Origin of the sequence: Marivivens sp. JLT3646 (genome assembly GCF_001908835.1) — a bacterium.
GTDB lineage: Bacteria > Pseudomonadota > Alphaproteobacteria > Rhodobacterales > Rhodobacteraceae > Marivivens > Marivivens geojensis.
On sequence record NZ_CP018572.1, the window covers coordinates 392,880 to 412,706 of the forward strand.

The following is a 19,827-nucleotide window of genomic DNA, read 5'->3' on the forward strand; positions in this document are numbered from 1 at the left end:
AGTGTTTTCGGCAGAACACAGCGGTGGGGGCGTGAAAGGATCTTTCTGTGATCGAATTAGACCGTGTGGCCTATTCCTACGGCGGGGGCGAACTGTTTTCAGACGTTTCACTCAACCTCGCGCCGGGGTCGTTCCAATTTTTGACCGGCCCATCGGGTGCGGGTAAGACAACTTTGCTCAAGCTCTGCTACGGTGAGCTGCGGGCGACCTCTGGGCACGTGCGCCTGTTCGGTCAAAACGCTCGCGAAATGGGGCGCGATGAGGTCGCATTGGCGCGACGTAAGATCGGCGTCGTGCATCAGGACTGCCAATTCTTGGATCACCTCCCCGTGGCGGAAAACATCGCCTTGCCGCTTACGGTTGCGGGTCGTGCGCAGGAAGCAGGTGACTACCTCGAAGACCTGCTGCGCTGGGTTGGCCTTGCGCATCAGGCTGGACAATTGCCACCGGAACTGTCGGGCGGTGAACGCCAGCGTGCCGCTTTGGCGCGGGCTGTGATCATTTCGCCAGACGTTATCATAGCGGACGAGCCGACAGGGAACATCGATTGGGAAATGTCGCAGCGGCTTTTGCGGTTGCTGATCGAGCTGAACAAGATGGGCAAGGCCGTGCTGATCGCAACCCACGATATGAACCTTATTCGTGCCGCAAAAACGCAGGTGCAATCGCGTGTTCTGCGTCTCAACAATCGCCGCCTGCAAGCAGCGGGGGTCGATCTATGATCACCGCATTTGGACGTTTTATCGCTATGCTTGCCGGCGATCCGCTTGCGGATCGTTCTGTGCCGCCGACGGGCTATACCGCGCGCCTGACCTTGTTCACCTCGGGTGCTATGGCGTTTCTGGCGGTGTTCGCTTTGGCGCTATCCTTGGCCACGGGACGTCTGGCTGACCGTTGGTCTGCGGAACTGGCGCGGACCTCGACCCTTCGGATTTCGGCGCCCGCAGATCAATTGGATGCTCAACAGGCCGCCGCGATTAAGTTGTTGGAAACCACACCAGGTGTCGCCTCTGCCCGTGCATTGAGTACCGAAGAACAGCAAGAGCTTCTCGAGCCGTGGTTTGGTCCTGACATCCCGATTGCCAGCCTTCCGATCCCTCGCCTCATCGAAATCATCGAAGAAGGTGAAGGCTATGACCCAACGGGGCTTCGTGCGCGCCTTCAGGCTGAGGTGCCAGGTGCGATCTTGGACGACCACACGCGCTGGCGGGAGCCTTTGATTGATGCGGCTGGCCGGCTACGGTTACTGGCAGTGACGGCTATCTTGCTGATTGTAGCAGCGATGGGGGCGATGATCACGCTGGCCGCTCAGGCGGCATTGTCGGCGAATGCGCAAGTTATTCGCGTGATGCGTCTTGTTGGTGCGCGTGACCTCTATATCGCGGGCGCCTTTGTCCGTCGCTTTACTATTCGCGCCTTTGCGGGGGCGGCCGCAGGGTCTATCGTGGGTATGCTGGCCGTTTTATTGTTGCCCAGCACCGAAGTTGCGGGTGGCTTCCTCACAGGGCTCGGTTTTCAAGGGGCCGGGTGGTTTGCTCCGCTGTGTATTCCTGTGCTTGCGGCGGTTGTCGCGTTTTTTGCAACCCGTGCAGCGGCGCTGCGCACACTAAGGACCCAGTCATGAAACAGTCGATCCAGTGGGTCCGTTCCGTCATCTTCCTCGGTTTGATCTATTTCAACCTATTGGTCGTGGGGATTGTGTTCCTGCCATGGGCGTTGGTTTCGCGTTCGGGTGCGTTTGCTGCGGCCCATACGTGGTGTCGGTCTACGATGTGGCTCGCGGGTTGGATGGTTGGCATTAAGACAGAGGTCCGTGGCACGCCACCAACGGGTGAGGTTATCGTCGCGGCCAAACACCAGTCATTCCTAGACATCATTATGATTTATGCCTCGCTTCCGCGTGGCAAATTCATCATGAAAAAAGAACTGATCTACACGCCTGTTATCGGGATTTACGGGCTGCGGATGGGTTGTGTTCCAGTGGATCGCGGTAAACGTGGTGCAGCGATCCGCAAAATGGTTGCCCAAGTTGTTGCTGGGATCGGCAACCCCGGTCAGCTGATCATCTTTGCCCAAGGGACGCGCGTCCCGCCGACTGAAAAGCTGCCCTATAAAATCGGCGCAGGCATTCTGTATAAAGAACTCAAGCAAGACTGCGTACCGGTTGCGGTGAACGTCGGTGCGTTTTGGCCGGCACATGGGATTATGCGGACGCCAGGCACTGCCGTGATCGAATTTTTGCCGACCATCCCAGCAGGAAAATCCCTGAGCGATTTCATGGAAGAACTCGAAAATGTGGTCGAAACGCGATCAGAAGAATTGCTGGTCGAGTCTGGATATTACGAACGCCAAAAATGATCCGCTTGGTTCAAAATCCACTGCATCCTGAATCGGCTTTTGTCGATGAGGATGTGTTGGTGGTGGGTGATGATCTGGATGAACTAGGCGTTCCTGATGGCTATAAACGAGTGCGGTTGATCCTGCCTGTAGGGTCCGAACTGGGTCCACAAAACTGGCAGGTTGTGCGGCGCACTGCTGTGTTCGAATTACCCCCACAACATGACCTTTGCCCTAATGCGGTTCTCGTGCAGCCTGCAGGGTGGGCTGCGTGGTTTGAGGCGCACTGGGAGTATTACCTCGATTGTCATTCAGACAATCCTCCGGCCCGACCCGTAGATCTGCGTCGTGCATTTGGAGAGGCGATTGAGGACGGAACCGCGGCCTTCATCGGATCAGGCTTTGCCTCTTTGCGTGGTATGAAGGCAGGGGTAAGCGAGGTGGGCTGGATTGGTGGAAACAAGGCCGAGGTCGAAGAAGGTATCCGATGGTGCCGCGCCAAAGCCCATGAGATCGGCGCAAAATCGGTCAGGTTCGATGCTGACGATACCGATCCGTTCCTTTGGTCTGCCTTGCATAAACTGGCAGATCCGATTGAAGTCTTTGAGACCTTTGACTTGTCCTAAACGAAAAAGGCAGCATGGTTTCCCACGCTGCTTTTTCGGACCGATATCGCAGTCACGCTGATTAGGCGGCCAATCCTTTGGCGCCCATTGCAAGGAATTTCTTGCGACGATTGTTGCGGACTTCTTCGCCCGTCTGACCAGAAAGATCGTCGAGCATTTTTTCGATTGCAGCCCCGACAGCTTTGATCGCGGTTTTTGGATCGCGATGCGCGCCACCAAGCGGCTCTTTGATGATTTTATCAATGATGCCGAGTTCGTTCAGGTCTTGGGCGGTCAAACGCAGGGCCTCCGCAGCTTCGCGCATTTTTTCGGCGTCTTTCCACAGGATTGATGCGCAGCCCTCGGGCGAAATCACCGAATAGATCGAGTGTTCGAGCATCGCGACACGGTTTGCCGTCGCGAAGGCGACAGCACCGCCAGAACCGCCCTCGCCGATCACGACAGAGATCAGCGGAACTTTGAGCGACAGGCACTTTTCGGTTGAACGGGCGATAGCTTCGGACTGGCCGCGCTCTTCGGCACCTTTGCCAGGGTAAGCGCCTGGGGTGTCGACGAGCGTGATCACCGGAATGCCAAAACGGTCGGCAAGGTCCATAAGACGGATCGCTTTGCGATATCCTTCGGGGCGTGCCATGCCGAAATTGTGTTCAATGCGGCTCTTGGTGTCGCTACCTTTTTCATGACCGATCACCATCACCGAACGACCGTTGATGCGCGCGAGACCACCCAAAACAGCATTGTCTTCGGCAAAGTTACGGTCACCCGCCAGCGGGGTGTAATCGGTGAAAAGCGTCTCAATATAATCGCGGCAATGCGGGCGTTCCGCATGGCGGGCGACCTGACATTTACGCCAAGGTGTCAGCGAGCCATACAGCTGGCTCAGCATGTCTTCGGCCTTTTTTTGAAGGCCCGCAGCTTCTTTTTCGACGTCCATCTCTGGATTTGCACGGGCAAGGGCGCGCAATTCTTCGACTTTGCCCTCAATCTCGGCGAGGGGTTTTTCGAACTCGAGGTAAATCGTCATCTCTTGCCTCTCGGGACGTTGCGTTTCGTCTGGATATAAGGCCGCATGGCGGTGCTTTGCAACTCGCCTTGTCGTGTTGAGGCTGTTTGTTGCGCCGAGCACGGGCATTTGCAAAGGTGAGTTGATTGATTTTGGAGATTCTCATGCGAGTAGTTTTAGCAGCAGCGATTGCACTTTTGGCCGCGAGCCCTCTGGCCGCGCAGACCATCAACTTTGGAGATGATGCCAGCCAGTGGTCGAATGATGGCGAATGTGATGACCCTCGGTTCCAGGGTAAGGGGATGACGACAACTCCACTTTTGGACTCGGACATCATGCACGACGCGAGTGACTGCGAGGCCGCGTTTAACGCAGGTACGATTGCGCTGTCGGCTTCTGCACAAGCAGGCGTGAAGGGCGGACACGTCACCGCGCCGGAACCCGTGATCGTCGATGGTATCAACTTTGGCGATGATAGCGGCGAATGGTCGATGGATGGCGAATGCGACGACCGTCGGTTCTATGGATCAGCGATGGCTAGTAGCGTGAGCTGGACCTACCTCGGCGCCGATGCGACCGATTGTTCGGTGGCGTATCTGAACGGTGACGTAAAGCTGTGGGATTACAATGACGCGAAGGCCATGACCAATTGCGCGGCGGTCGATTTTGGTGACGATAATGGCGAATATCCGCAAGACATGGAGTGTGATGACCCCCGCTTCGAAGGGCCAGCGTCTGCTATGTCAGTCGCGATTGAAAACCTCGGACACGATGCAAGCGATTGTGCGAAACTCTGCGCTTTTGGTGTGGTGTTCATGCGCGACTACTAATCGCCGCAAAGTTCAAACAAAAACGGCCGGCTTCATCAGAGCCGGCCGTTTGCATTTTGTAGGTCTGCCTTAGCTGCCCGAAATCATCTCGGACTGACGGACAATGACTTCGGCTTGTTTGATCGACGCGATGTCGACCAGACGGCCTTTGTAGACTGTCGCGCCTTCGCCGCGGGCTTTAGCCTCTTCCATAGCCGCGAGGATTTCGCGGGCTTCGGTCACTTTGGCTTCAGACGGAGTGAAGACCTCGTTGGCCAGTGCGATCTGTTTCGGGTGGATCGCCCATTTACCGACCATGCCGAGCGTCGCCGAGCGCTTGGACTGCGCGATATAGCCTTCGTCATCCGAGAAATCGCCGAACGGGCCGTCAACAGGCAACAGGCCATGGGTGCGGCAGGCGGCGACGATGGCGGTCTGGGCCCAGTGCCACGGGTCCGACCAGTATTTCGCACCGTCGCGGAGCATGTAGTAGTCTTCCTGAGTGCCGCCGATGCCCGTGGTCTGCATGCCCATCGAGGCAGCAAAGTCCGCTGCGCCAAGGCTGATTGCCTGCATACGCGGCGAGGAGGCCGCGATGGCCTCAACATGGGCGATGCCAGCAGCGGATTCGATAATCACCTCGAACGAGATCGGCTTGGTGCGGCCTTTTGCGCGTTCGATGGCGGTTACCAGTGCATCCACCGCGTAAACGTCTTCGGCGCAGCCAACCTTGGGGATCATGATCTGGTCTAGGCGGTCGCCAGCTTGTTCCAACAGGTCGACCACATCGCGATACCAGTACGGTGTGTCCAAGCCGTTGATACGGACGGAGAGGTATTTGTTGCCCCATTCAACGGTGTTGATGGCCTCGATCGCATTGGCTCGCGCCATATCTTTGTCGGTCGGAGCAACGGAATCTTCGAGGTCGATGTTGATTACGTCTGCGGCGCTGGCAGCCATTTTTGCAAAAAGTTTGGTGTTCGATGCGGGGCCAAACAACTGGCAACGGTTCGGGCGAGCTGGAGCAGCAGGCTGGATACGGAAGGACATCTCGATTCCTCTCGGTAATGAAATTACGTTTGTCTTGTTTGATTGGTTAGGAAATTGCGTGAGGGTCTGCAAGGATATTCTGCAGTTGCAGCATGCGACTTTAGGGCGTTTTTTCTGCATTGCGATGTAAATATGTGCTGCGGTGCGGCTGTGGACTTGACGTAACGCGGGGCATGACCCAAGACCAAATCGTCATTTTCTGGAGGATCCCACCATGACCCGCACTGTATACGTCAACGGCGACTACGTTCCCGAAACCGAAGCCAAGGTTTCTATTTTCGACCGTGGGTTCCTGATGGCGGACGGCGTCTATGAGGTGACCTCTGTCATCGGCGGAAAGCTGGTAGATTTCGCGGGCCACGCAAAGCGTCTGGAGCGTTCGCTAAGCGAACTCGAGATGGCGTCTCCGGTGACTATGGATGAACTACTTCAGATCCACCGTGACCTGATCGAAAAGAACGACCTCGTTGAGGGGGGTATCTATTTGCAGATCACACGTGGTGCGCCTTCCGACCGCGATTTCGCTTGGCCTGATCCAGCAAAGGTTCCGTCGGGCATCGTGCTGTTCACATTTGCGAAGAACCTCGTTGATATGCCGTCGATCAAAACGGGGATCAAGGTGATCTCTATTGAAGATATCCGCTGGGGCCGACGTGACATTAAAACCGTTCAGCTGCTCTACCCGTCGATGGGCAAGATGATGGCGAAAAAGGCAGGTTGTGATGACGCGTGGATGGTTGAGGACGGCTTTGTGACCGAAGGTACGTCGAACAACGCCTATATCGTCAAAGGTAATAAGATCATCACTCGCGGCCTGTCGAATGACATCCTCCACGGTATCACTCGTGCTGCTGTCCTGCGGTTCGCCGCAGAAGCACAGATGGAAGTCGAAGAGCGCAACTTTACGATCGCAGAAGCTCAGGATGCCGATGAGGCATTTATCACCTCCGCGACCACTTTTGTGCAGCCAGTTGTTGAGATCGACGGCGCAAAAATTGGTGAAGGCGTACCGGGCAAAATGGCGCTTCGTCTGCGCGAAATCTATATCGAAGAGAGCCTGAAAACGGCCGTCTGATTAGACAGCTTCAGTAAGTGGGGGCACTTCTACGATATTTAGGTCGGCAACCGTAAAGGTTGCCGGCCCCTGCACCAAAAGAATCTGAACAGAGTTCAGTTCGACCATCCAGCCATCGGCTGTTTCGGTGATGTTCAGTGAGATCGGCGTGCCTTCTTCGACTGTGATGATAATGGCGTCTTCTGTCGGGTCATAGTCCGCAATTCCGACAGGCTGGTTCAGCCAATCGACCTCGACGTTGAATTCATCAGCACCAGAGCCTCCTGCAGCGACCGCCCCTCGCATCATGTAAAAGACGTCGTCGCCGTCGTCGCCGAACATCGCAGTTGATCCTGCGCCCCGAAGGATATCGTTGCCGTCGCCGCCGTGAAGTGTGTTCGTGCCATAGGTGTCGATCAGTTTGTCGTCGCCCGCGCCACCCTCAATCAGGTCATCGCCGCCGCCGCCAAACATGACGTCGTTGCCGTTGCCGCCGTAGATCCGGTCGTTGCCATTGCCGCCGCGGATAAGATCGTTGTCGTCGTCGCCAAATAGGGTGTCAGCGCCGTCTTGGCCGTTGATCGTGTCGTCACCTGCGCCGCCAGAAACCCAGTCTTGGTCTTTTCCTGCGTGGATAAGATCGCTGTCGTCACCGCCGAGCAACACGTCATCACCCAGTCCACCAACGATGATGTCGCTCCCTGCGCCACCGTCCGCGAAATCGTCACCTTCGCCCATGAATAGGCTGTCGTTGCCGTTTTCACCCGTGATGCTGTCGTCGCCAGCCCAAGTGCGCACGATATCGTCGCCCTCGGCTCCTATGCCGAAGTCGTCGGTTGTGTTGGTTTCAGCATTGGGGATAGCCACCCCGCTCAGCAGGGCAGCGCCGACCGATGCGAGGAGGAGCGCCAGTAGCATTTTTGCAAGCCTAATTACACTTTCATTCCCTTTAACGGCACGAAAGCGGGCTATCTGAGTCTCTGGCAGAAATTTATTTGTTAGACTTTTGTACCGACGTTTTCGGCAAATGATTTCTCGAACGCCTTTTGAGTTTCGGCTGTGGCTTCGGTTTGGAATTGATCGCGCCACTCGTCGTAGGGCATGCCGTAGAAAATTTCGCGGGCTTCGTCTTTGGTCATGTCGATGCCGCGATCGTTTGCGGCTTCTTGGTACCAACGCGACAGGCAATTGCGACAGAATCCAGCGAGGTTCATCATGTCGATGTTTTGGACGTCTGTACGTTTTTCCATGAGGTGGTGACGCATGGCGCGGAAGGCTGCTGCTTCGAGTTCGATACGGGTTTGGTCATCCATCTTAGCCTCCAAAGTCGAATTACTCCGACAAATTGCCTACATTTCGCAGGAATGTCACCGTCCGTTGATGTGAATATCGCGTGATTGCCAACAGAATAGTTGAGGAATGGAATGAATTCGGTAATAAGGGACCGAAATGAGCGTTAGCGGTAACGGGCGCTCCAGATGTTTAGAATGAGGACTGCACCATGAGACGCCAACGCAACGTAAAAATCGTTGCTACGCTGGGCCCTGCTTCCAGCAGCTACGAGATGATCCGTGCTTTGCACGAGGCGGGGGCCGACGTATTTCGCCTGAACATGAGCCATGGTGAGCACGCTGAAATTCGTGAGCGTCACGAAATCATCCGTCAGGTAGAGAAAGATTGTAATAGCCCGATTGGCATCTTGGCTGACCTTCAAGGGCCGAAATTGCGGGTTGGCAAGTTCGCAAATGGTGAAGAGCTGCTCGTGGAAGGTCAGGACTTCCGTCTGGATCTGAGTGACGAAGAGGGTGACATCAATCGCGTTCAGCTTCCGCACAAAGAGATCTTTGATGCGTTGGAACCGGGTGCAAACCTTCTGGTGAACGACGGTAAAATTCGCCTCCGCGTCAAAGACTGTGGTCGTGATTTTGCAAACTGCGAAGTAACCGTTGGTGGCGTGATCTCGAACCGCAAGGGCGTGAACGTGCCTGACGTGGTACTGCCTGTTGCCGCTCTATCTGACAAAGACCGCAAAGACCTCGAATTCGTTTGTGAACTCGGTGTGGACTGGCTCGCTCTGTCGTTCGTCCAGCGTCCTGCTGACGTTGATGAGGCGCGTGCACTGGCAAAAGGCCGCGCTGCTGTTCTGGCGAAAATCGAAAAGCCTGCCGCAGTTAAAGCCTTCGACGATATCCTTGCTGTGTCTGACGGCATCATGGTTGCGCGTGGCGACTTGGGCGTTGAGCTACCTGTGTCGAGCGTTCCGCCGATCCAGAAGCGTTTGATCCGCAAGTGTCGTACCGCTGCGAAGCCTGTGATTGTTGCAACTCAGATGCTCGAATCGATGATCGAAAGCCCGATGCCAACCCGCGCTGAGGTCTCAGACGTTGCGAACGCGATTTATGAGGGAACCGACGCGATTATGCTGTCTGCCGAATCGGCTGCTGGTCAGTATCCAATCGAAGCCGTCCGCACGATGAACAATGTGGCGATGGAGGTCGAATGCGATCCTAACTACACCGAGATCATCGAAGCGTCGCGCCGTATCGATCACTCGACCGTTGCTGACGGTATCGTGTCCGCTGCGCGTGAGATTGCGGAAAAGACCGACGTGAAAGCAATCTGCTGCTACTCCGAATCTGGCACCACCGCGCTGCGCGTCGCCCGTGAACGTCCCCGCGTTCCGATCATTGCTCTGACCACAAAGCCCAAGACCGCAGGCCGTTTGTGCCTCAGCTGGGGTGTGAACACTGTGATGTCGGGCGAAGTTGACCGCTTTAAGACTGCAGTTATTTACGCCGTTCGCGCCGCGAAGGCCGAAGGTCTTGCGACTGAACAAGACATGGTTGTCGTGACTGCGGGTGTTCCGTTCAACACGCCCGGCTCGACGAACATCCTTCGCGTTGCGCCCTGCGAGGAACGTTTGATTCATAGCTCTGAAACAGAGTAACGTTTCCCCAAAGCGATTTGTGGGAGAGTGAAACATGGATGCAGACCTTTATCTAACGATAGGGTTGGTGCTGTTGGCTTTCGCTCTCCCGCCCATTCTGGGTGCATTGACAGAGGGACGTGCGCCCCGCGCTGCTGCCATCGTTGTTTTGGTTGGTGGCACCCTCGTGGTGATGGCGTTGAACGATCGCCAATATACGCTCGATGATATTCCACATGCTTTTGTCCGCGTTGTGGGAAGATTCATAAACTAGCGCTTGCCATCATTCAGGATCAGCCCTATACGGCGCGCTCTAACCGTGCGACCGGCCGACAGTGGCATGCCGAGTCGTGCGAAAACCAATCCTCTTAAAGGAGACGGAAATGCCCAAGATGAAGACCAAGTCGAGCGCCAAAAAGCGCTTCAAGATGACTGCATCCGGTAAGGTAAAATGCGGTCAGGCCGGTAAGCGCCACGGCATGATCAAGCGCACCACGAAGTTCATCCGCGATGCACGCGGGACCACGACTCTGTCCGCTCCGGACGCGAAGATCGTTAAGTCCTACATGCCGTACGACCGCTAAGGAGGCCTGAACAATGTCGCGCACCAAAGGTGGTACCGTTACCCATCGTCGTCACAAGAAAGTCCTTGACGCTGCTAAAGGTTATTACGACCGTCGCAGCCGGACCTTCAAAGTCGCTCGTCAGGCCGTAGACAAGGCCAACCAATACGCAACGCGTGACCGTAAGGCACGTAAGCGTAATTTCCGCGCACTGTGGATCCAGCGTATCAACGCTGCTGTCCGTGCGTTTGACGAATCGCTGACATACTCGAAATTCATCAACGGTCTGGCAAAAGCTGGCATCGAAGTTGACCGCAAAGTTCTGGCCGATCTGGCCGTTCACGAGCCGGAAGCTTTCAATGCTATCGCTGCTAAGGCACGTGAAGCTCTGGCATAAGCCTTAGCGAATGAATTACGAAGGGCCGCTCCGAAAGGGGCGGCCTTTTTCGTTTGGGCAATTGGGCGGCTAATCGGGCGTCCAACGCTTGCCCCTCGCTGCGTGTCGCGGTAATTGCGGGCAAGCAAGATGCAAAGGGCATGTGATGGACGACCTCAAAGCCAAATATCTGGACCTGATCGCCAAGGCCGCTGACGAAGCGGCCATCGAAGAGGTTCGCCTCGCCGCGCTCGGCAAGAAAGGCGAAATTAGCCTTCAGATGCGTGAATTGGGCAAAATGACCCCCGAAGAGCGTCAGGTCGCTGGCCCAGCACTGAATGCGCTCAAGGATGAGATCAACGATGCTATCGTTGCGAAAAAGACGGCTCTGGCAGATGCTGCCTTGGATGCACGCCTGAAAACAGAGTGGCTGGATGTGACGCTCCCGACGCGTCCGCGCCGCACAGGCACCATTCATCCGATCAGCCAAGTGACCGAAGAAGTTATGGCGATTTTTGCAGACATGGGTTTTGCCGTTGCCGAAGGTCCGCAGATCGAATCCGATTGGTATAACTTTGATGCGCTGAACATTCCGGGTCACCACCCTGCACGCGCTGAAATGGATACCTTTTACATGAAATCTGAAGGCGATGAGCGTCCTCCGGTGCTGCGTACGCACACGTCGCCTGTTCAGATTCGTGCGTTGGAAAAAGAAGGCGCGCCGATCCGTATCATCGCGCCGGGTCGCGTGTATCGGGCGGACTACGACCAGACCCACACACCGATGTTCAACCAAGTAGAAGGTCTTTGCATCGGCAAAGACGTCTCTATGGCGAACCTGAAGTGGGTGTTGGAAGAGTTTCTCTCGGCCTATTTCGGCAAACGCGTGAAGACCCGTTTCCGTGCATCGCACTTCCCGTTCACTGAGCCGTCGGCTGAAGTCGACGTGCAATGCCAATGGAACAACGGTTCGGTCACCGTGGGTGAGGGCGATGATTGGCTCGAAATCCTTGGGTCGGGCATGGTTCACCCGAAAGTTCTACAAAACGCTGGCGTTGATCCGCAGGAATATCAGGGCTTTGCCTTTGGAATCGGCATCGATCGCATTGCCATGCTGAAATACGGCATCCCTGACCTGCGTGCGTTCTTTGACAGTGATCTGCGTTGGCTGCGCCACTATGGCTTTACGCCGCTGGATGTGCCGACCTTGCACGGTGGTTTGAGCCGCTAAGTTGGTTCCTAAAATACAAAGGCCGCGCTCCTCTGCGCGGCCTTCGTCAATTCTGCTCTAGGTATCGAACGTTAGTTGCCGATTTTGATAAAGTTCATACGCGGTGTCTCTAGCATTGCGACGACCGCTCCTGTGTCGTTTTTGTGGATCTGAACTTCTACGCCTTTCAGTGCGAAGGGCGACAAAAGCAGGGTCAGACCCATAACCAACAACATTTCTCCACGAATATACATTTACTTGCCTCAACTGTTTACTGTTACGTGACTAATGGCACTCTAGGTTTCCATTCGGGCAACAATTAGGCGCGAGTAGGGTCTTTTGCGTTCGGACTGCTTTCCCCGCTGCCACAGATGCGGTAAGAGCGCCTCAAATGTAAACGACGGGTTAAAGCCATGAAATTCACGCTGTCCTGGCTCAAGGAACATCTTGAGACCACCGCCACGGTTGACGAAATCTCTGAAGCCCTGACCGACCTCGGTCTCGAGGTGGAAGGTATCGAAAATCCTGCTGACCGTTTGAATGCTTTTACCATCGGTAAAGTGGTCAGCGCCGTTCAGCACCCAGATGCCGATCGTCTGCGTCTGTGCAAAGTCGCGACCGACGAAGGTGAATTGCAAATCGTCTGCGGGGCACCCAACGCCCGTGAAGGCATCACGGTCGTTGTTGCGAAACCGGGTGATTACGTTCCTGGCATCGACGTGACCCTCTCTGTCGGTAAAATTCGTGGTGTCGAATCCCACGGCATGATGTGTTCCGAGCGCGAGCTGGAACTGTCGGACGAACACAACGGAATCATCGAACTGCCGTCTGGTGAAGTTGGAGAACGTTTTGTCGATTGGCTCGCAAAACAAGATGCGTCCAAAGTCGATCCAGTGATCGAAATTGCGATCACGCCAAACCGTGGCGATGCTTTGGGCGTTCGCGGTATCGCACGCGACCTAGCAGCGCGTGGTCTGGGCAAGCTCAAAGACCGCACCGTGGACCCAGTGCCAGCATCGTTCGAGTCTGAACTGACCGTGACCATTGATGACGACACATTGGATGGCTGCCCGCTGTTCTGTGGTCGCCTGATCAAAGGTGTGAAAAACGGTCCGTCGCCAGAATGGCTACAGACATGTCTAAAAGCGATCGGTCTGCGTCCGATTTCGTTCCTCGTCGATGTCACCAACTTCTTTACCTATGACCTGAACCGTCCGCTCCACGTGTTTGACGCGGATAAGGTCGCGGGTAATCTGCGTGTTCACCGTGCGGCTGGTGGCGAAACCATCGTGGCGCTGGATGAAAAGACATATACATTGCCGTCGGGCGCTATGGCGATTTCTGACGACAATGGCGTTGAGAGCATCGCCGGCATCATGGGTGGTGCGCACACTGGCTGCACCGATGAAACTGTGAACGTCTTTGTCGAATCTGCGTGGTGGGACCCGATCCAGATCGCAACCACAGGCCGCGCGCTCAAGATCAACTCGGATGCGCGTTATCGCTTTGAACGCACTGTTGATCCTGAATTCACTGCCGAAGGTCTGGAACATGCGGTTCGCATGATCGTTGACCATGCGGGCGGTGAGGCGTCTGAGGTTGTTGTGGCGGGCGCTGTGCCGAACTTCTCGCGCTCGTACAAGCTCGACGCAAAGCGTGTGCAGAGCCTTGTTGGTATGGACATTCCAGAGAGCGAGCAGCGTCAGACGCTGACCGCGCTGGGCTTCCGCATGGATGGCGATCAGGCGCACGTGCCGTCGTGGCGTTCTGACGTTCAGGGTGAGGCGGACCTCGTTGAGGAAGTCGCACGTATTGCATCTTTGACGAAGCTTGAGGGCAAACCGTTGCCCCGCGCCACCGCAGGCGTGCCGAAACCTGTCCTGACGCCGCTTCAGGTGCGTTCCTCGGCTGCGCGTCGCACCACCGCATCGCTCGGCTACAATGAATGTGTGACCTACACCTTTATCGACCGCGATGCGGCTGCGTTGTTTGGTGGTGGCACCGAGGCGACCGAGTTGGAAAACCCGATTTCGTCGGACATGAGCCACATGCGTCCTGACCTCCTGCCCGCGCTACTTCGCGCGGCAGCACGCAATCAGGCACGTGGCTTTGCTGATCTAGCGCTTTTTGAGGTCGGTCATGCCTTTGCTGGCGGTAAGCCGGGTGAACAGCAGCTGCAGGTAAGCGGTGTTCTAATTGGTCGGACGGGGCCAAAAGACGTGCATGGCGCATCGCGTGCGGTTGATGTCTATGACGCCAAAGCCGATGCCGAAGCGATCCTCGCTGCGATGGGTGCGCCCGCCAAAGTGCAGATCATGCGTGATGGCCCAGCGTGGTTCCACCCCGGTCGTCATGGTAAAATCTGTCTCGGCCCGAAAAAGGTCTTGGGTATCTTTGGCGAACTTCACCCGAAAATCCTGCGTGAGATGGACATCAAAGGTCCTGCCGTTGCGTTCACTCTCTTCCCCGAAGAGATCCCGCTGCCGAAAAATGCATCGGCGAGCCGTCCCGCAATGGATATCTCCGAATTGCAGGCGGTTGAGCGTGACTTTGCGTTCGTTGTCGATGCAGAGGTTGAGGCGCTGACCTTGGTTAACGCCGCTGCGGGCGCGGATAAGGCGCTGATCGACGATGTTCGTGTGTTCGACGAATTCTCGGGTGGTAGCTTGGGCGAGGGTAAGAAATCCCTCGCGATTACGGTTCGTTTGCAGCCCAAAGAGGACACTCTGAAAGACAAAGACATCGAGGCCGTGAGCGCCAAGATCGTCGAGAAAGTGACCAAGGCGACGGGCGGCACTCTTCGCGGATAACAGAAAAAGGCGGCCTTAGTGGCCGCCTTTTTTGTTTGCCATCTCAGATGGGTTTGCACAGTCGGGTTTGGCGTGTCAGACATTCGCTATGACACACGAACCTACATTTTCGTTTTCTGGTTCGGGTTATGATCGCGCAGCCGAAGTGCGTGGCGATCTTGATCCGATCCGAAGTAACCCAACAGCCACAACAATCGTAACGTGGCGCGGTAAAGTCCTTATTGAAAACAATGCCTTGGTCCAGTTGCCGCTTGATCATGTCGCGTTGGTCAATCCAGTGATTGAGGTGTTTTTGGGCCGCACGTTGTCGGGCCCAGTCTTTGCGACCGACATTTCGAAATGGGAACCTGACACAGACCTGACAGAGCTCGGTTCGTTCTTTGATCAGTCGTTACAGCACCACCCTGACTTGCCCGACACAATGGGCTTTGCAGAAATACGTGCTGTGATGACGATGATGAGTGCGCTTGATGCGGAACTTGCCGCAACAGCACGGGCCGTAATCGGGTGGCATGAAACACACCGGTTTTGTTCCCGCTGTGGGGCGGAATCAAAACCTGTTATGGGTGGCTGGCAGCGAGGGTGCGACGCCTGTGGAGGGCAGCATTTCCCGCGTACGGACCCTGTCGTTATCATGCTAGTCACATATGGTGACCGTGTGCTTGTGGGGCGTTCTCCTGGCTGGCCTGATCGAATGTATTCCGTCCTAGCTGGTTTCATTGAACCTGGCGAAACGATGGAAGCTGCCGTTCGTCGTGAGGTGAACGAAGAAACGGGCGTGAAGGTTGGGGAGGTCCGCTATGTGGCGAGCCAGCCATGGCCATTTCCTGCGAATCTGATGTTTGGTTGCGAAGCAGAGGCTGAGACCGATCAAATCACGATCGATCCGAACGAATTGGAAGACGCCCTCTGGCTTGATCGCAGTGAACTGGCACAAGTGTTTGCGGGCACTCACCCTCTGATCAATCAGCCGAGAAACGGCGCTATTGCGGGATTTCTGCTCAAGCGGTGGTTGAGTAACGTAGATTAAACGGTCAAAAGAGCACAAAGTTCGAATGAACGATTCAATTTGAGGCAAGCAAGTGCGGTTTAGCGCTAGAGAAGATATTGAAGCACCGATCGACTACGTTTACGGCAAAATCACTGATTTTGGTGGATTTGAACGGTCGGCGATGCGCCGTGGCATTGATGTAGAACGCAAGGATAGCCTTGCGGGCGTTGAAGTTGGTGCGAATTGGCATGTCGGTTTCAAATTTCGCGGAAAATCGCGTGCGGCAGACCTGACCTTGCAGAAGGTCGACCATCCCAATGGCATTGACATCGGCTTTACCTCAGGTGGGGTTGAAGGGAGCACCAATATTGAACTGGTGCCGCTGTCGCCCGCACGCACGCGGTTGATCATTCGCCTCGATATGGCGCCGCGCACTCTTGCTGCTCGACTGCTGTTGCAATCGCTCAAACTGGCAAAGAACAACCTGACCCAAAAGTTCAAAACGCGGATCGCTGATTTCGCCGAAGATATCGAGACGTCCTACACAGGCGTTTAACGATTTTCGTGGCGTCGTGCCGCTGCGGGGAAGGTGCCGATTAAACGCACGTGGTCGGTGAAATAATCCAGCTCTTCCATGGCGAGTCGGACGTTCTCATCGTCGGGATGTCCCTCGATTTCAGCATAGAATTCGGTTGCAGTGAATTCGCCGTCGACCATGTAGCTCTCTAGCTTGGTCATGTTGACGCCGTTGGTCGCGAAACCGCCCATTGCCTTGTAGAGCGCAGCTGGGATGTTCCGAACGCGGAAGACAAAGCTCATCATCATGCCATTGTTGCCTCGGCGGGTCGTGTCAGGCTCGCGGGACATAATGATAAAGCGGGTCGTGTTGCGGGAGTGATCCTCGATGTGACGCGCTACAACGTCCAGCCCATAGATCTCGGCGGCGAGTTCGCTGGCGAGTGCGGCTTTGGTCACGTCTTTAGCTTCGGCTACTTCACGAGCGGCACGCGCGTTGTCGGTGCTGACTTTGCCCGTGATGTTGTGATTCTTTAGAAATCCAGCGCATTGCGGGAGTATGACGACGTGGCCATGGGCTTCTTTTATGTCCGACAGCGCTGCACCTTTGACGCCGAGAAGGTTCACGTGCACACGAACAAAGGCTTCATCCACGATATGAAGACCCGATTTTGGCAACAGGCTATGGACATCAGCCACGCGGCCATAGGTCGAGTTCTCAACTGCGATCATGCCTAAATCAGCCGCGCCAGACCGAACAGCCTCCATCGCGTCTTCGAAAGTGTCACAGGGAAGTGGGTCGAAATCGGGGCGTGCTTCGACGCAAGCCTGATGACCATAGGCACCGAGTTCTCCCTGAAACGCGATTTTCTGGGTCATTTCTGTCCCCTCCACTGTTCTTTTGTCTACTTTGGGCAATAAGTCGCGGTTCTACTGCTTGCAAGAGTGGACAAGAAACTTGTAGATAGCCGCGAAACTGTGAACGGAATGGAACGCGACATGTTCGACACAATGACGATGACCAAGGTGCTGGGCGGCGTTTGCGGCACTTTCCTCGTTTTCTTGCTTGGTGGCTGGGCTGCTGAAAGCATTTATTCTGCCGGCGAAGGTGCTGGCCACGAGGGCGAGCACGCTCAGGCGTATGTAATCTCGCATGGCGACGGTGAAGCTGCCGTTGTAGAAGAAGGCCCGTCCTTCGAAGAAATCTTTGCGAATGCTGATGCAGCTGCTGGTGAGCGTGTTTTCCGCAAATGTGCGGCATGTCACTCTGCTGCTGAAGGCGAGAACGGTACCGGCCCGTCCCTGTACGGCGTTGTGAACCGTCCTGTCGACTCGATCGCCGGCTTTGCATACTCGGGCGCTCTCGAGGCTGTGGCTGACGTTTGGTCGCCTGAGCATCTGAACGGCTTCCTTGAGAACCCCAAAGGCTACGCACCGGGCACCGCGATGTCGTTCTCGGGTCTGGCAAAGGTTCAGGACCGTGCAGACGTGATTGCGTATCTGCAGAGCGTATCAAACTAATTTAGTGAATATCACTTAGGCAAAGGCCGTCCCTAGGGGCGGCCTTTTGTCGTTTCACAATGCGATAACGCTTTCTCGTCTTGCCCTTTGTGTATTGCCCGCCGTAGCTTTGTCTCAGGGTTTCAAAGGGGAGAAAACCATGACGAATTTCACCACCAAAGCTTCTGTTCGTGACACCGATTTGCGTCGCGTTGTGCTTTTGGCAGGTGCAGCGCTGATTGCGGGCGCATCATGGGCAAGCTCGGTGTTTGCTGACACGCCCATCATTCAGACCCATGCCATTTCGACCTATGGCAATTTGAAATACCCTAGCCCTGATTTTGCGCATCTTGATTATGTGAACCCTGACGCGCCCAAAGGCGGTGAGTTCTCGACTTGGTTCACAGGCGGGTTCGACAACCTAAACCCCTATGCGACCCAAGAAGGTAAGCCTGCCTATCTGTCGTCGTCCATGTTCGAATCGGTGCTGCAGGGCACATCGGACGATGTGGACGGGAATTACTGTTATCTGTGCACGTCGATGGAATACCCCGAGACCAAAGATTGGGTGATCTTCCATCTGCGCGATGACGTCGTGTTTTCGGATGGCACCCCAATGACCGCGAACGATGTGGTCTTTAGCCATAATCTGATGATGGAGCAGGCTACCGAATCATATCGTTTCGCAGTCGCGCAAATGGTTGATAGCGTTGAGGCGCTGGACGATTACACCGTGAAATTCACCTTTGCCGCCGATTATCCAAAGCAATCCGTCATTGAACAAGTTGGTGGTCAGCCAGTGTTTAGCCAGAAATGGTATGAAGAAACGGGTGCGCGTTTGGATGAAAGCCGCCTCGAAACGGGACCGGGGACGGGGCCCTACATGGTCGGTAGTTTTGAGGTGAATCACCAGATCATCTATGTTCGCAATCCCAACTTCTGGGGCGCTGATCATCCGCTGAACATCGGACAGAATAACTTTGATTCGATCCGCATCGAATATTTCGCCGACACCACCGCAGCGTTCGAGGGGTTCAAGGCAGGTGAGTTCACCTTCCGACAGGAAAATTCCTCGCTGTCGTGGGCGACCTCATATGATTTCCCCGCGATTCAAAATGGTTGGGTCGTGAAAGAGACGCTGCCGAATGGAAATGTGCCCGGCGCGACGGGCTTTGTGTTTAATATGAAGTCGGGCAAATTCGATGATCTGCGTGTCCGTCAGGCCTTGGCCCTGATGTATAACTTCACGTGGACCAACGAAGAGCTCCAATACGGGCTGTTCAAACAGCGCGAGAGCTTTTGGCAAAATGCAGACCTCGCAGCGCGCGGGGTGCCTGAAGGCCGCGAGTTGGAACTGCTTCAAACCGTTTCTTCGTTTATCGACCCCTCGATCCTGACGGATGAAGTTACCGTGCCGCACGTCTCTGGTGAATCGCAGCTCGACCGTCGGAACCTCCGCCGTGCCTTGGCCCTCATGGAAGAGGCAGGCTGGGTGCCTGGTGCCAACGGGATGCTGGAAAAAGATGGTGAACCGCTGAAGGTCGAATTCTTGGGCTATAGCCCGACGTTTGATCGCATCATCTTGCCCTATGTCGATAACCTGCAGAAATTGGGCGTCGACGCAGAGTGGAACCGTATTGACCCTGCGCAATACACCGAACGTACCCGCAATTTTGACTTCGATATGATCTTTGATGGTTACCGCGTCGGTCCGATCGAGGGCGAAGGCTTGGGGCAGAAATTCGGTTCGGATGGTCTGGGCGATGTATTCAACCCCGCCCACTATTCAAACCCAGCCGTCGATCAATTGGCCGAGTCGATCAAGGATGTCGAAACCTATGATGACATGGTCGCGCATGTGCGGGCGATCGACCGCATCATGCGTCGCGACCTGTTCGTCGTCCCGACATGGTATCTGGGCGATTACTGGGTGGCCTATTACGACATGTACGAACATCCCGAAACTCTGCCACCCTATGCGCTGGGCGAGATGAGCTTCTGGTGGTATAACGCCGAAAAAGCCGAAGCACTAAAGGCCGCAGGGGCCCTCCGCTAA

At 55.5% G+C, this 19,827-nt stretch carries 22 protein-coding genes; 16 read left to right on the forward strand and 6 right to left on the reverse strand.

Going from position 1 to position 19,827, the window contains the following annotated elements:
* Positions 1-47 precede the first annotated feature (47 nt).
* Genes BSK21_RS02005 through BSK21_RS02020 form a run of 4 tightly spaced genes read left to right on the forward strand, consistent with a single transcriptional unit; the run spans position 48 to position 2,963 of the window.
* On the forward strand, positions 48-722 hold the full coding sequence (locus tag BSK21_RS02005; protein WP_067550232.1) for a cell division ATP-binding protein FtsE: 675 nt from the start codon (positions 48-50) through the stop codon (positions 720-722).
* The gene (locus BSK21_RS02010; RefSeq protein ID WP_067550230.1) at positions 719-1,624 is read left to right on the forward strand and encodes an ABC transporter permease; all 906 of its coding nucleotides are present in this window, start codon (positions 719-721) and stop codon (positions 1,622-1,624) included. Before BSK21_RS02005 ends, BSK21_RS02010 begins: the two co-directional genes overlap by 4 nt.
* Positions 1,621-2,358 (forward strand): 1-acyl-sn-glycerol-3-phosphate acyltransferase, encoded by a 738-nt coding sequence (locus BSK21_RS02015; RefSeq protein WP_067550228.1) that lies wholly within the window; start codon positions 1,621-1,623, stop codon positions 2,356-2,358. Before BSK21_RS02010 ends, BSK21_RS02015 begins: the two co-directional genes overlap by 4 nt.
* The gene (locus BSK21_RS02020; protein ID WP_067550226.1) at positions 2,355-2,963 is read left to right on the forward strand and encodes a hypothetical protein; all 609 of its coding nucleotides are present in this window, start codon (positions 2,355-2,357) and stop codon (positions 2,961-2,963) included. The genes BSK21_RS02015 and BSK21_RS02020 overlap by 4 nt, the downstream gene beginning before the upstream one ends.
* A gap of 61 nt (positions 2,964-3,024) precedes the next feature.
* On the opposite strand, the gene BSK21_RS02025 is transcribed toward BSK21_RS02020, so the two are convergent.
* A complete protein-coding gene (locus tag BSK21_RS02025) occupies positions 3,025-3,987 on the reverse strand; it encodes an acetyl-CoA carboxylase carboxyltransferase subunit alpha (protein WP_067550224.1) in 963 nt (320 codons plus the stop codon).
* 143 nt (positions 3,988-4,130) lie between these two features.
* On the opposite strand from BSK21_RS02025, the gene BSK21_RS02030 reads away from it, so the two are divergent.
* Positions 4,131-4,796, forward strand: a complete 666-nt coding sequence (locus tag BSK21_RS02030) for a hypothetical protein (RefSeq protein WP_067550564.1) — start codon at positions 4,131-4,133, stop codon at positions 4,794-4,796.
* A 69-nt stretch (positions 4,797-4,865) separates the two neighbouring features.
* Here BSK21_RS02030 and BSK21_RS02035 read toward each other — a convergent pair whose 3' ends face one another.
* Positions 4,866-5,825, reverse strand: coding sequence for an L-malyl-CoA/beta-methylmalyl-CoA lyase (locus BSK21_RS02035; RefSeq protein ID WP_067550222.1), 960 nt, complete (start codon positions 5,823-5,825; stop codon positions 4,866-4,868).
* A 214-nt stretch (positions 5,826-6,039) separates the two neighbouring features.
* Between BSK21_RS02035 and BSK21_RS02040 the strand changes: the two genes are divergently transcribed.
* Entirely contained in the window at positions 6,040-6,900 is an 861-nt protein-coding gene (locus tag BSK21_RS02040; RefSeq protein ID WP_067550220.1) for a D-amino-acid transaminase, read from the forward strand.
* On the opposite strand, the gene BSK21_RS02045 is transcribed toward BSK21_RS02040, so the two are convergent.
* A complete protein-coding gene (locus BSK21_RS02045; protein WP_067550218.1) occupies positions 6,901-7,797 on the reverse strand; it encodes a calcium-binding protein in 897 nt (298 codons plus the stop codon).
* An 80-nt stretch (positions 7,798-7,877) separates the two neighbouring features.
* Entirely contained in the window at positions 7,878-8,192 is a 315-nt protein-coding gene (locus BSK21_RS02050) for a DUF1244 domain-containing protein (RefSeq protein ID WP_067550216.1), read from the reverse strand.
* A gap of 188 nt (positions 8,193-8,380) precedes the next feature.
* Between BSK21_RS02050 and pyk the strand changes: the two genes are divergently transcribed.
* The 5 genes from pyk to pheS all read left to right on the forward strand — a co-directional run bounded on the left by pyk (position 8,381) and on the right by pheS (position 11,975).
* Complete coding sequence (gene pyk / locus BSK21_RS02055) at positions 8,381-9,826, forward strand: pyruvate kinase (protein WP_067550214.1); 1,446 nt, start codon at positions 8,381-8,383, stop codon at positions 9,824-9,826.
* A gap of 34 nt (positions 9,827-9,860) precedes the next feature.
* Positions 9,861-10,079, forward strand: coding sequence for a hypothetical protein (locus BSK21_RS02060; RefSeq protein WP_067550212.1), 219 nt, complete (start codon positions 9,861-9,863; stop codon positions 10,077-10,079).
* 109 nt (positions 10,080-10,188) lie between these two features.
* The gene (rpmI, locus tag BSK21_RS02065; protein ID WP_067550210.1) at positions 10,189-10,389 is read left to right on the forward strand and encodes a 50S ribosomal protein L35; all 201 of its coding nucleotides are present in this window, start codon (positions 10,189-10,191) and stop codon (positions 10,387-10,389) included.
* A gap of 13 nt (positions 10,390-10,402) precedes the next feature.
* Complete coding sequence (rplT, locus tag BSK21_RS02070) at positions 10,403-10,765, forward strand: 50S ribosomal protein L20 (RefSeq protein WP_067550208.1); 363 nt, start codon at positions 10,403-10,405, stop codon at positions 10,763-10,765.
* A gap of 145 nt (positions 10,766-10,910) precedes the next feature.
* Entirely contained in the window at positions 10,911-11,975 is a 1,065-nt protein-coding gene (pheS, locus tag BSK21_RS02075; RefSeq protein ID WP_067550206.1) for a phenylalanine--tRNA ligase subunit alpha, read from the forward strand.
* Positions 11,976-12,046: 71 nt separating this feature from the next.
* On the opposite strand, the gene BSK21_RS15820 is transcribed toward pheS, so the two are convergent.
* Positions 12,047-12,208 carry a hypothetical protein gene (locus BSK21_RS15820; protein ID WP_156529577.1) on the reverse strand — a complete coding sequence of 54 codons (162 nt, stop codon included), beginning with the start codon at positions 12,206-12,208 and terminating at the stop codon, positions 12,047-12,049.
* A 159-nt stretch (positions 12,209-12,367) separates the two neighbouring features.
* Here BSK21_RS15820 and pheT point away from each other — a divergent pair, with 159 nt between their 5' ends.
* The 3 genes from pheT to BSK21_RS02090 all read left to right on the forward strand — a co-directional run bounded on the left by pheT (position 12,368) and on the right by BSK21_RS02090 (position 16,311).
* Positions 12,368-14,764, forward strand: coding sequence for a phenylalanine--tRNA ligase subunit beta (pheT, locus tag BSK21_RS02080; RefSeq protein WP_067550204.1), 2,397 nt, complete (start codon positions 12,368-12,370; stop codon positions 14,762-14,764).
* A gap of 88 nt (positions 14,765-14,852) precedes the next feature.
* Positions 14,853-15,794: an NAD(+) diphosphatase gene (gene nudC, locus BSK21_RS02085; protein WP_067550562.1), complete on the forward strand. Its 942-nt coding sequence runs from the start codon at positions 14,853-14,855 to the stop codon at positions 15,792-15,794.
* Between the two features lie 52 nt (positions 15,795-15,846).
* Complete coding sequence (locus tag BSK21_RS02090) at positions 15,847-16,311, forward strand: SRPBCC family protein (protein ID WP_067550202.1); 465 nt, start codon at positions 15,847-15,849, stop codon at positions 16,309-16,311.
* Here the strand turns inward: BSK21_RS02090 and BSK21_RS02095 are convergent.
* Complete coding sequence (locus tag BSK21_RS02095; RefSeq protein WP_067550200.1) at positions 16,308-17,150, reverse strand: prephenate dehydratase; 843 nt, start codon at positions 17,148-17,150, stop codon at positions 16,308-16,310. The two genes, BSK21_RS02090 and BSK21_RS02095, sit on opposite strands and share 4 nt — an antisense overlap.
* A gap of 120 nt (positions 17,151-17,270) precedes the next feature.
* On the opposite strand from BSK21_RS02095, the gene BSK21_RS02100 reads away from it, so the two are divergent.
* A complete protein-coding gene (locus tag BSK21_RS02100) occupies positions 17,271-17,792 on the forward strand; it encodes a cytochrome c family protein (protein WP_067550560.1) in 522 nt (173 codons plus the stop codon).
* Positions 17,793-17,931: 139 nt separating this feature from the next.
* Positions 17,932-19,827, forward strand: a complete 1,896-nt coding sequence (locus tag BSK21_RS02105; protein WP_067550198.1) for an extracellular solute-binding protein — start codon at positions 17,932-17,934, stop codon at positions 19,825-19,827.

Excerpts from the sequence above, each read along its gene's own strand:
- BSK21_RS02010 (WP_067550230.1), top strand. The coding sequence starts at position 719 with ATGATCACCGCATTTGGACGTTTTATCGCTATGCTTGCCGGCGATCCG.
- BSK21_RS02015 (WP_067550228.1), top strand. The coding sequence starts at position 1,621 with ATGAAACAGTCGATCCAGTGGGTCCGTTCCGTCATCTTCCTCGGTTTG.
- BSK21_RS02020 (WP_067550226.1), top strand. The coding sequence starts at position 2,355 with ATGATCCGCTTGGTTCAAAATCCACTGCATCCTGAATCGGCTTTTGTC.
- BSK21_RS02025 (WP_067550224.1), bottom strand. The coding sequence starts at position 3,987 with ATGACGATTTACCTCGAGTTCGAAAAACCCCTCGCCGAGATTGAGGGC.
- BSK21_RS02030 (WP_067550564.1), top strand. The coding sequence starts at position 4,131 with ATGCGAGTAGTTTTAGCAGCAGCGATTGCACTTTTGGCCGCGAGCCCT.
- BSK21_RS02035 (WP_067550222.1), bottom strand. The coding sequence starts at position 5,825 with ATGTCCTTCCGTATCCAGCCTGCTGCTCCAGCTCGCCCGAACCGTTGC.
- BSK21_RS02040 (WP_067550220.1), top strand. The coding sequence starts at position 6,040 with ATGACCCGCACTGTATACGTCAACGGCGACTACGTTCCCGAAACCGAA.
- BSK21_RS02045 (WP_067550218.1), bottom strand. The coding sequence starts at position 7,797 with ATGCTACTGGCGCTCCTCCTCGCATCGGTCGGCGCTGCCCTGCTGAGC.
- BSK21_RS02050 (WP_067550216.1), bottom strand. The coding sequence starts at position 8,192 with ATGGATGACCAAACCCGTATCGAACTCGAAGCAGCAGCCTTCCGCGCC.
- pyk (WP_067550214.1), top strand. The coding sequence starts at position 8,381 with ATGAGACGCCAACGCAACGTAAAAATCGTTGCTACGCTGGGCCCTGCT.
- BSK21_RS02060 (WP_067550212.1), top strand. The coding sequence starts at position 9,861 with ATGGATGCAGACCTTTATCTAACGATAGGGTTGGTGCTGTTGGCTTTC.
- rpmI (WP_067550210.1), top strand. The coding sequence starts at position 10,189 with ATGCCCAAGATGAAGACCAAGTCGAGCGCCAAAAAGCGCTTCAAGATG.
- rplT (WP_067550208.1), top strand. The coding sequence starts at position 10,403 with ATGTCGCGCACCAAAGGTGGTACCGTTACCCATCGTCGTCACAAGAAA.
- pheS (WP_067550206.1), top strand. The coding sequence starts at position 10,911 with ATGGACGACCTCAAAGCCAAATATCTGGACCTGATCGCCAAGGCCGCT.
- BSK21_RS15820 (WP_156529577.1), bottom strand. The coding sequence starts at position 12,208 with ATGTATATTCGTGGAGAAATGTTGTTGGTTATGGGTCTGACCCTGCTT.
- pheT (WP_067550204.1), top strand. The coding sequence starts at position 12,368 with ATGAAATTCACGCTGTCCTGGCTCAAGGAACATCTTGAGACCACCGCC.
- nudC (WP_067550562.1), top strand. The coding sequence starts at position 14,853 with ATGACACACGAACCTACATTTTCGTTTTCTGGTTCGGGTTATGATCGC.
- BSK21_RS02095 (WP_067550200.1), bottom strand. The coding sequence starts at position 17,150 with ATGACCCAGAAAATCGCGTTTCAGGGAGAACTCGGTGCCTATGGTCAT.
- BSK21_RS02100 (WP_067550560.1), top strand. The coding sequence starts at position 17,271 with ATGTTCGACACAATGACGATGACCAAGGTGCTGGGCGGCGTTTGCGGC.
- BSK21_RS02105 (WP_067550198.1), top strand. The coding sequence starts at position 17,932 with ATGACGAATTTCACCACCAAAGCTTCTGTTCGTGACACCGATTTGCGT.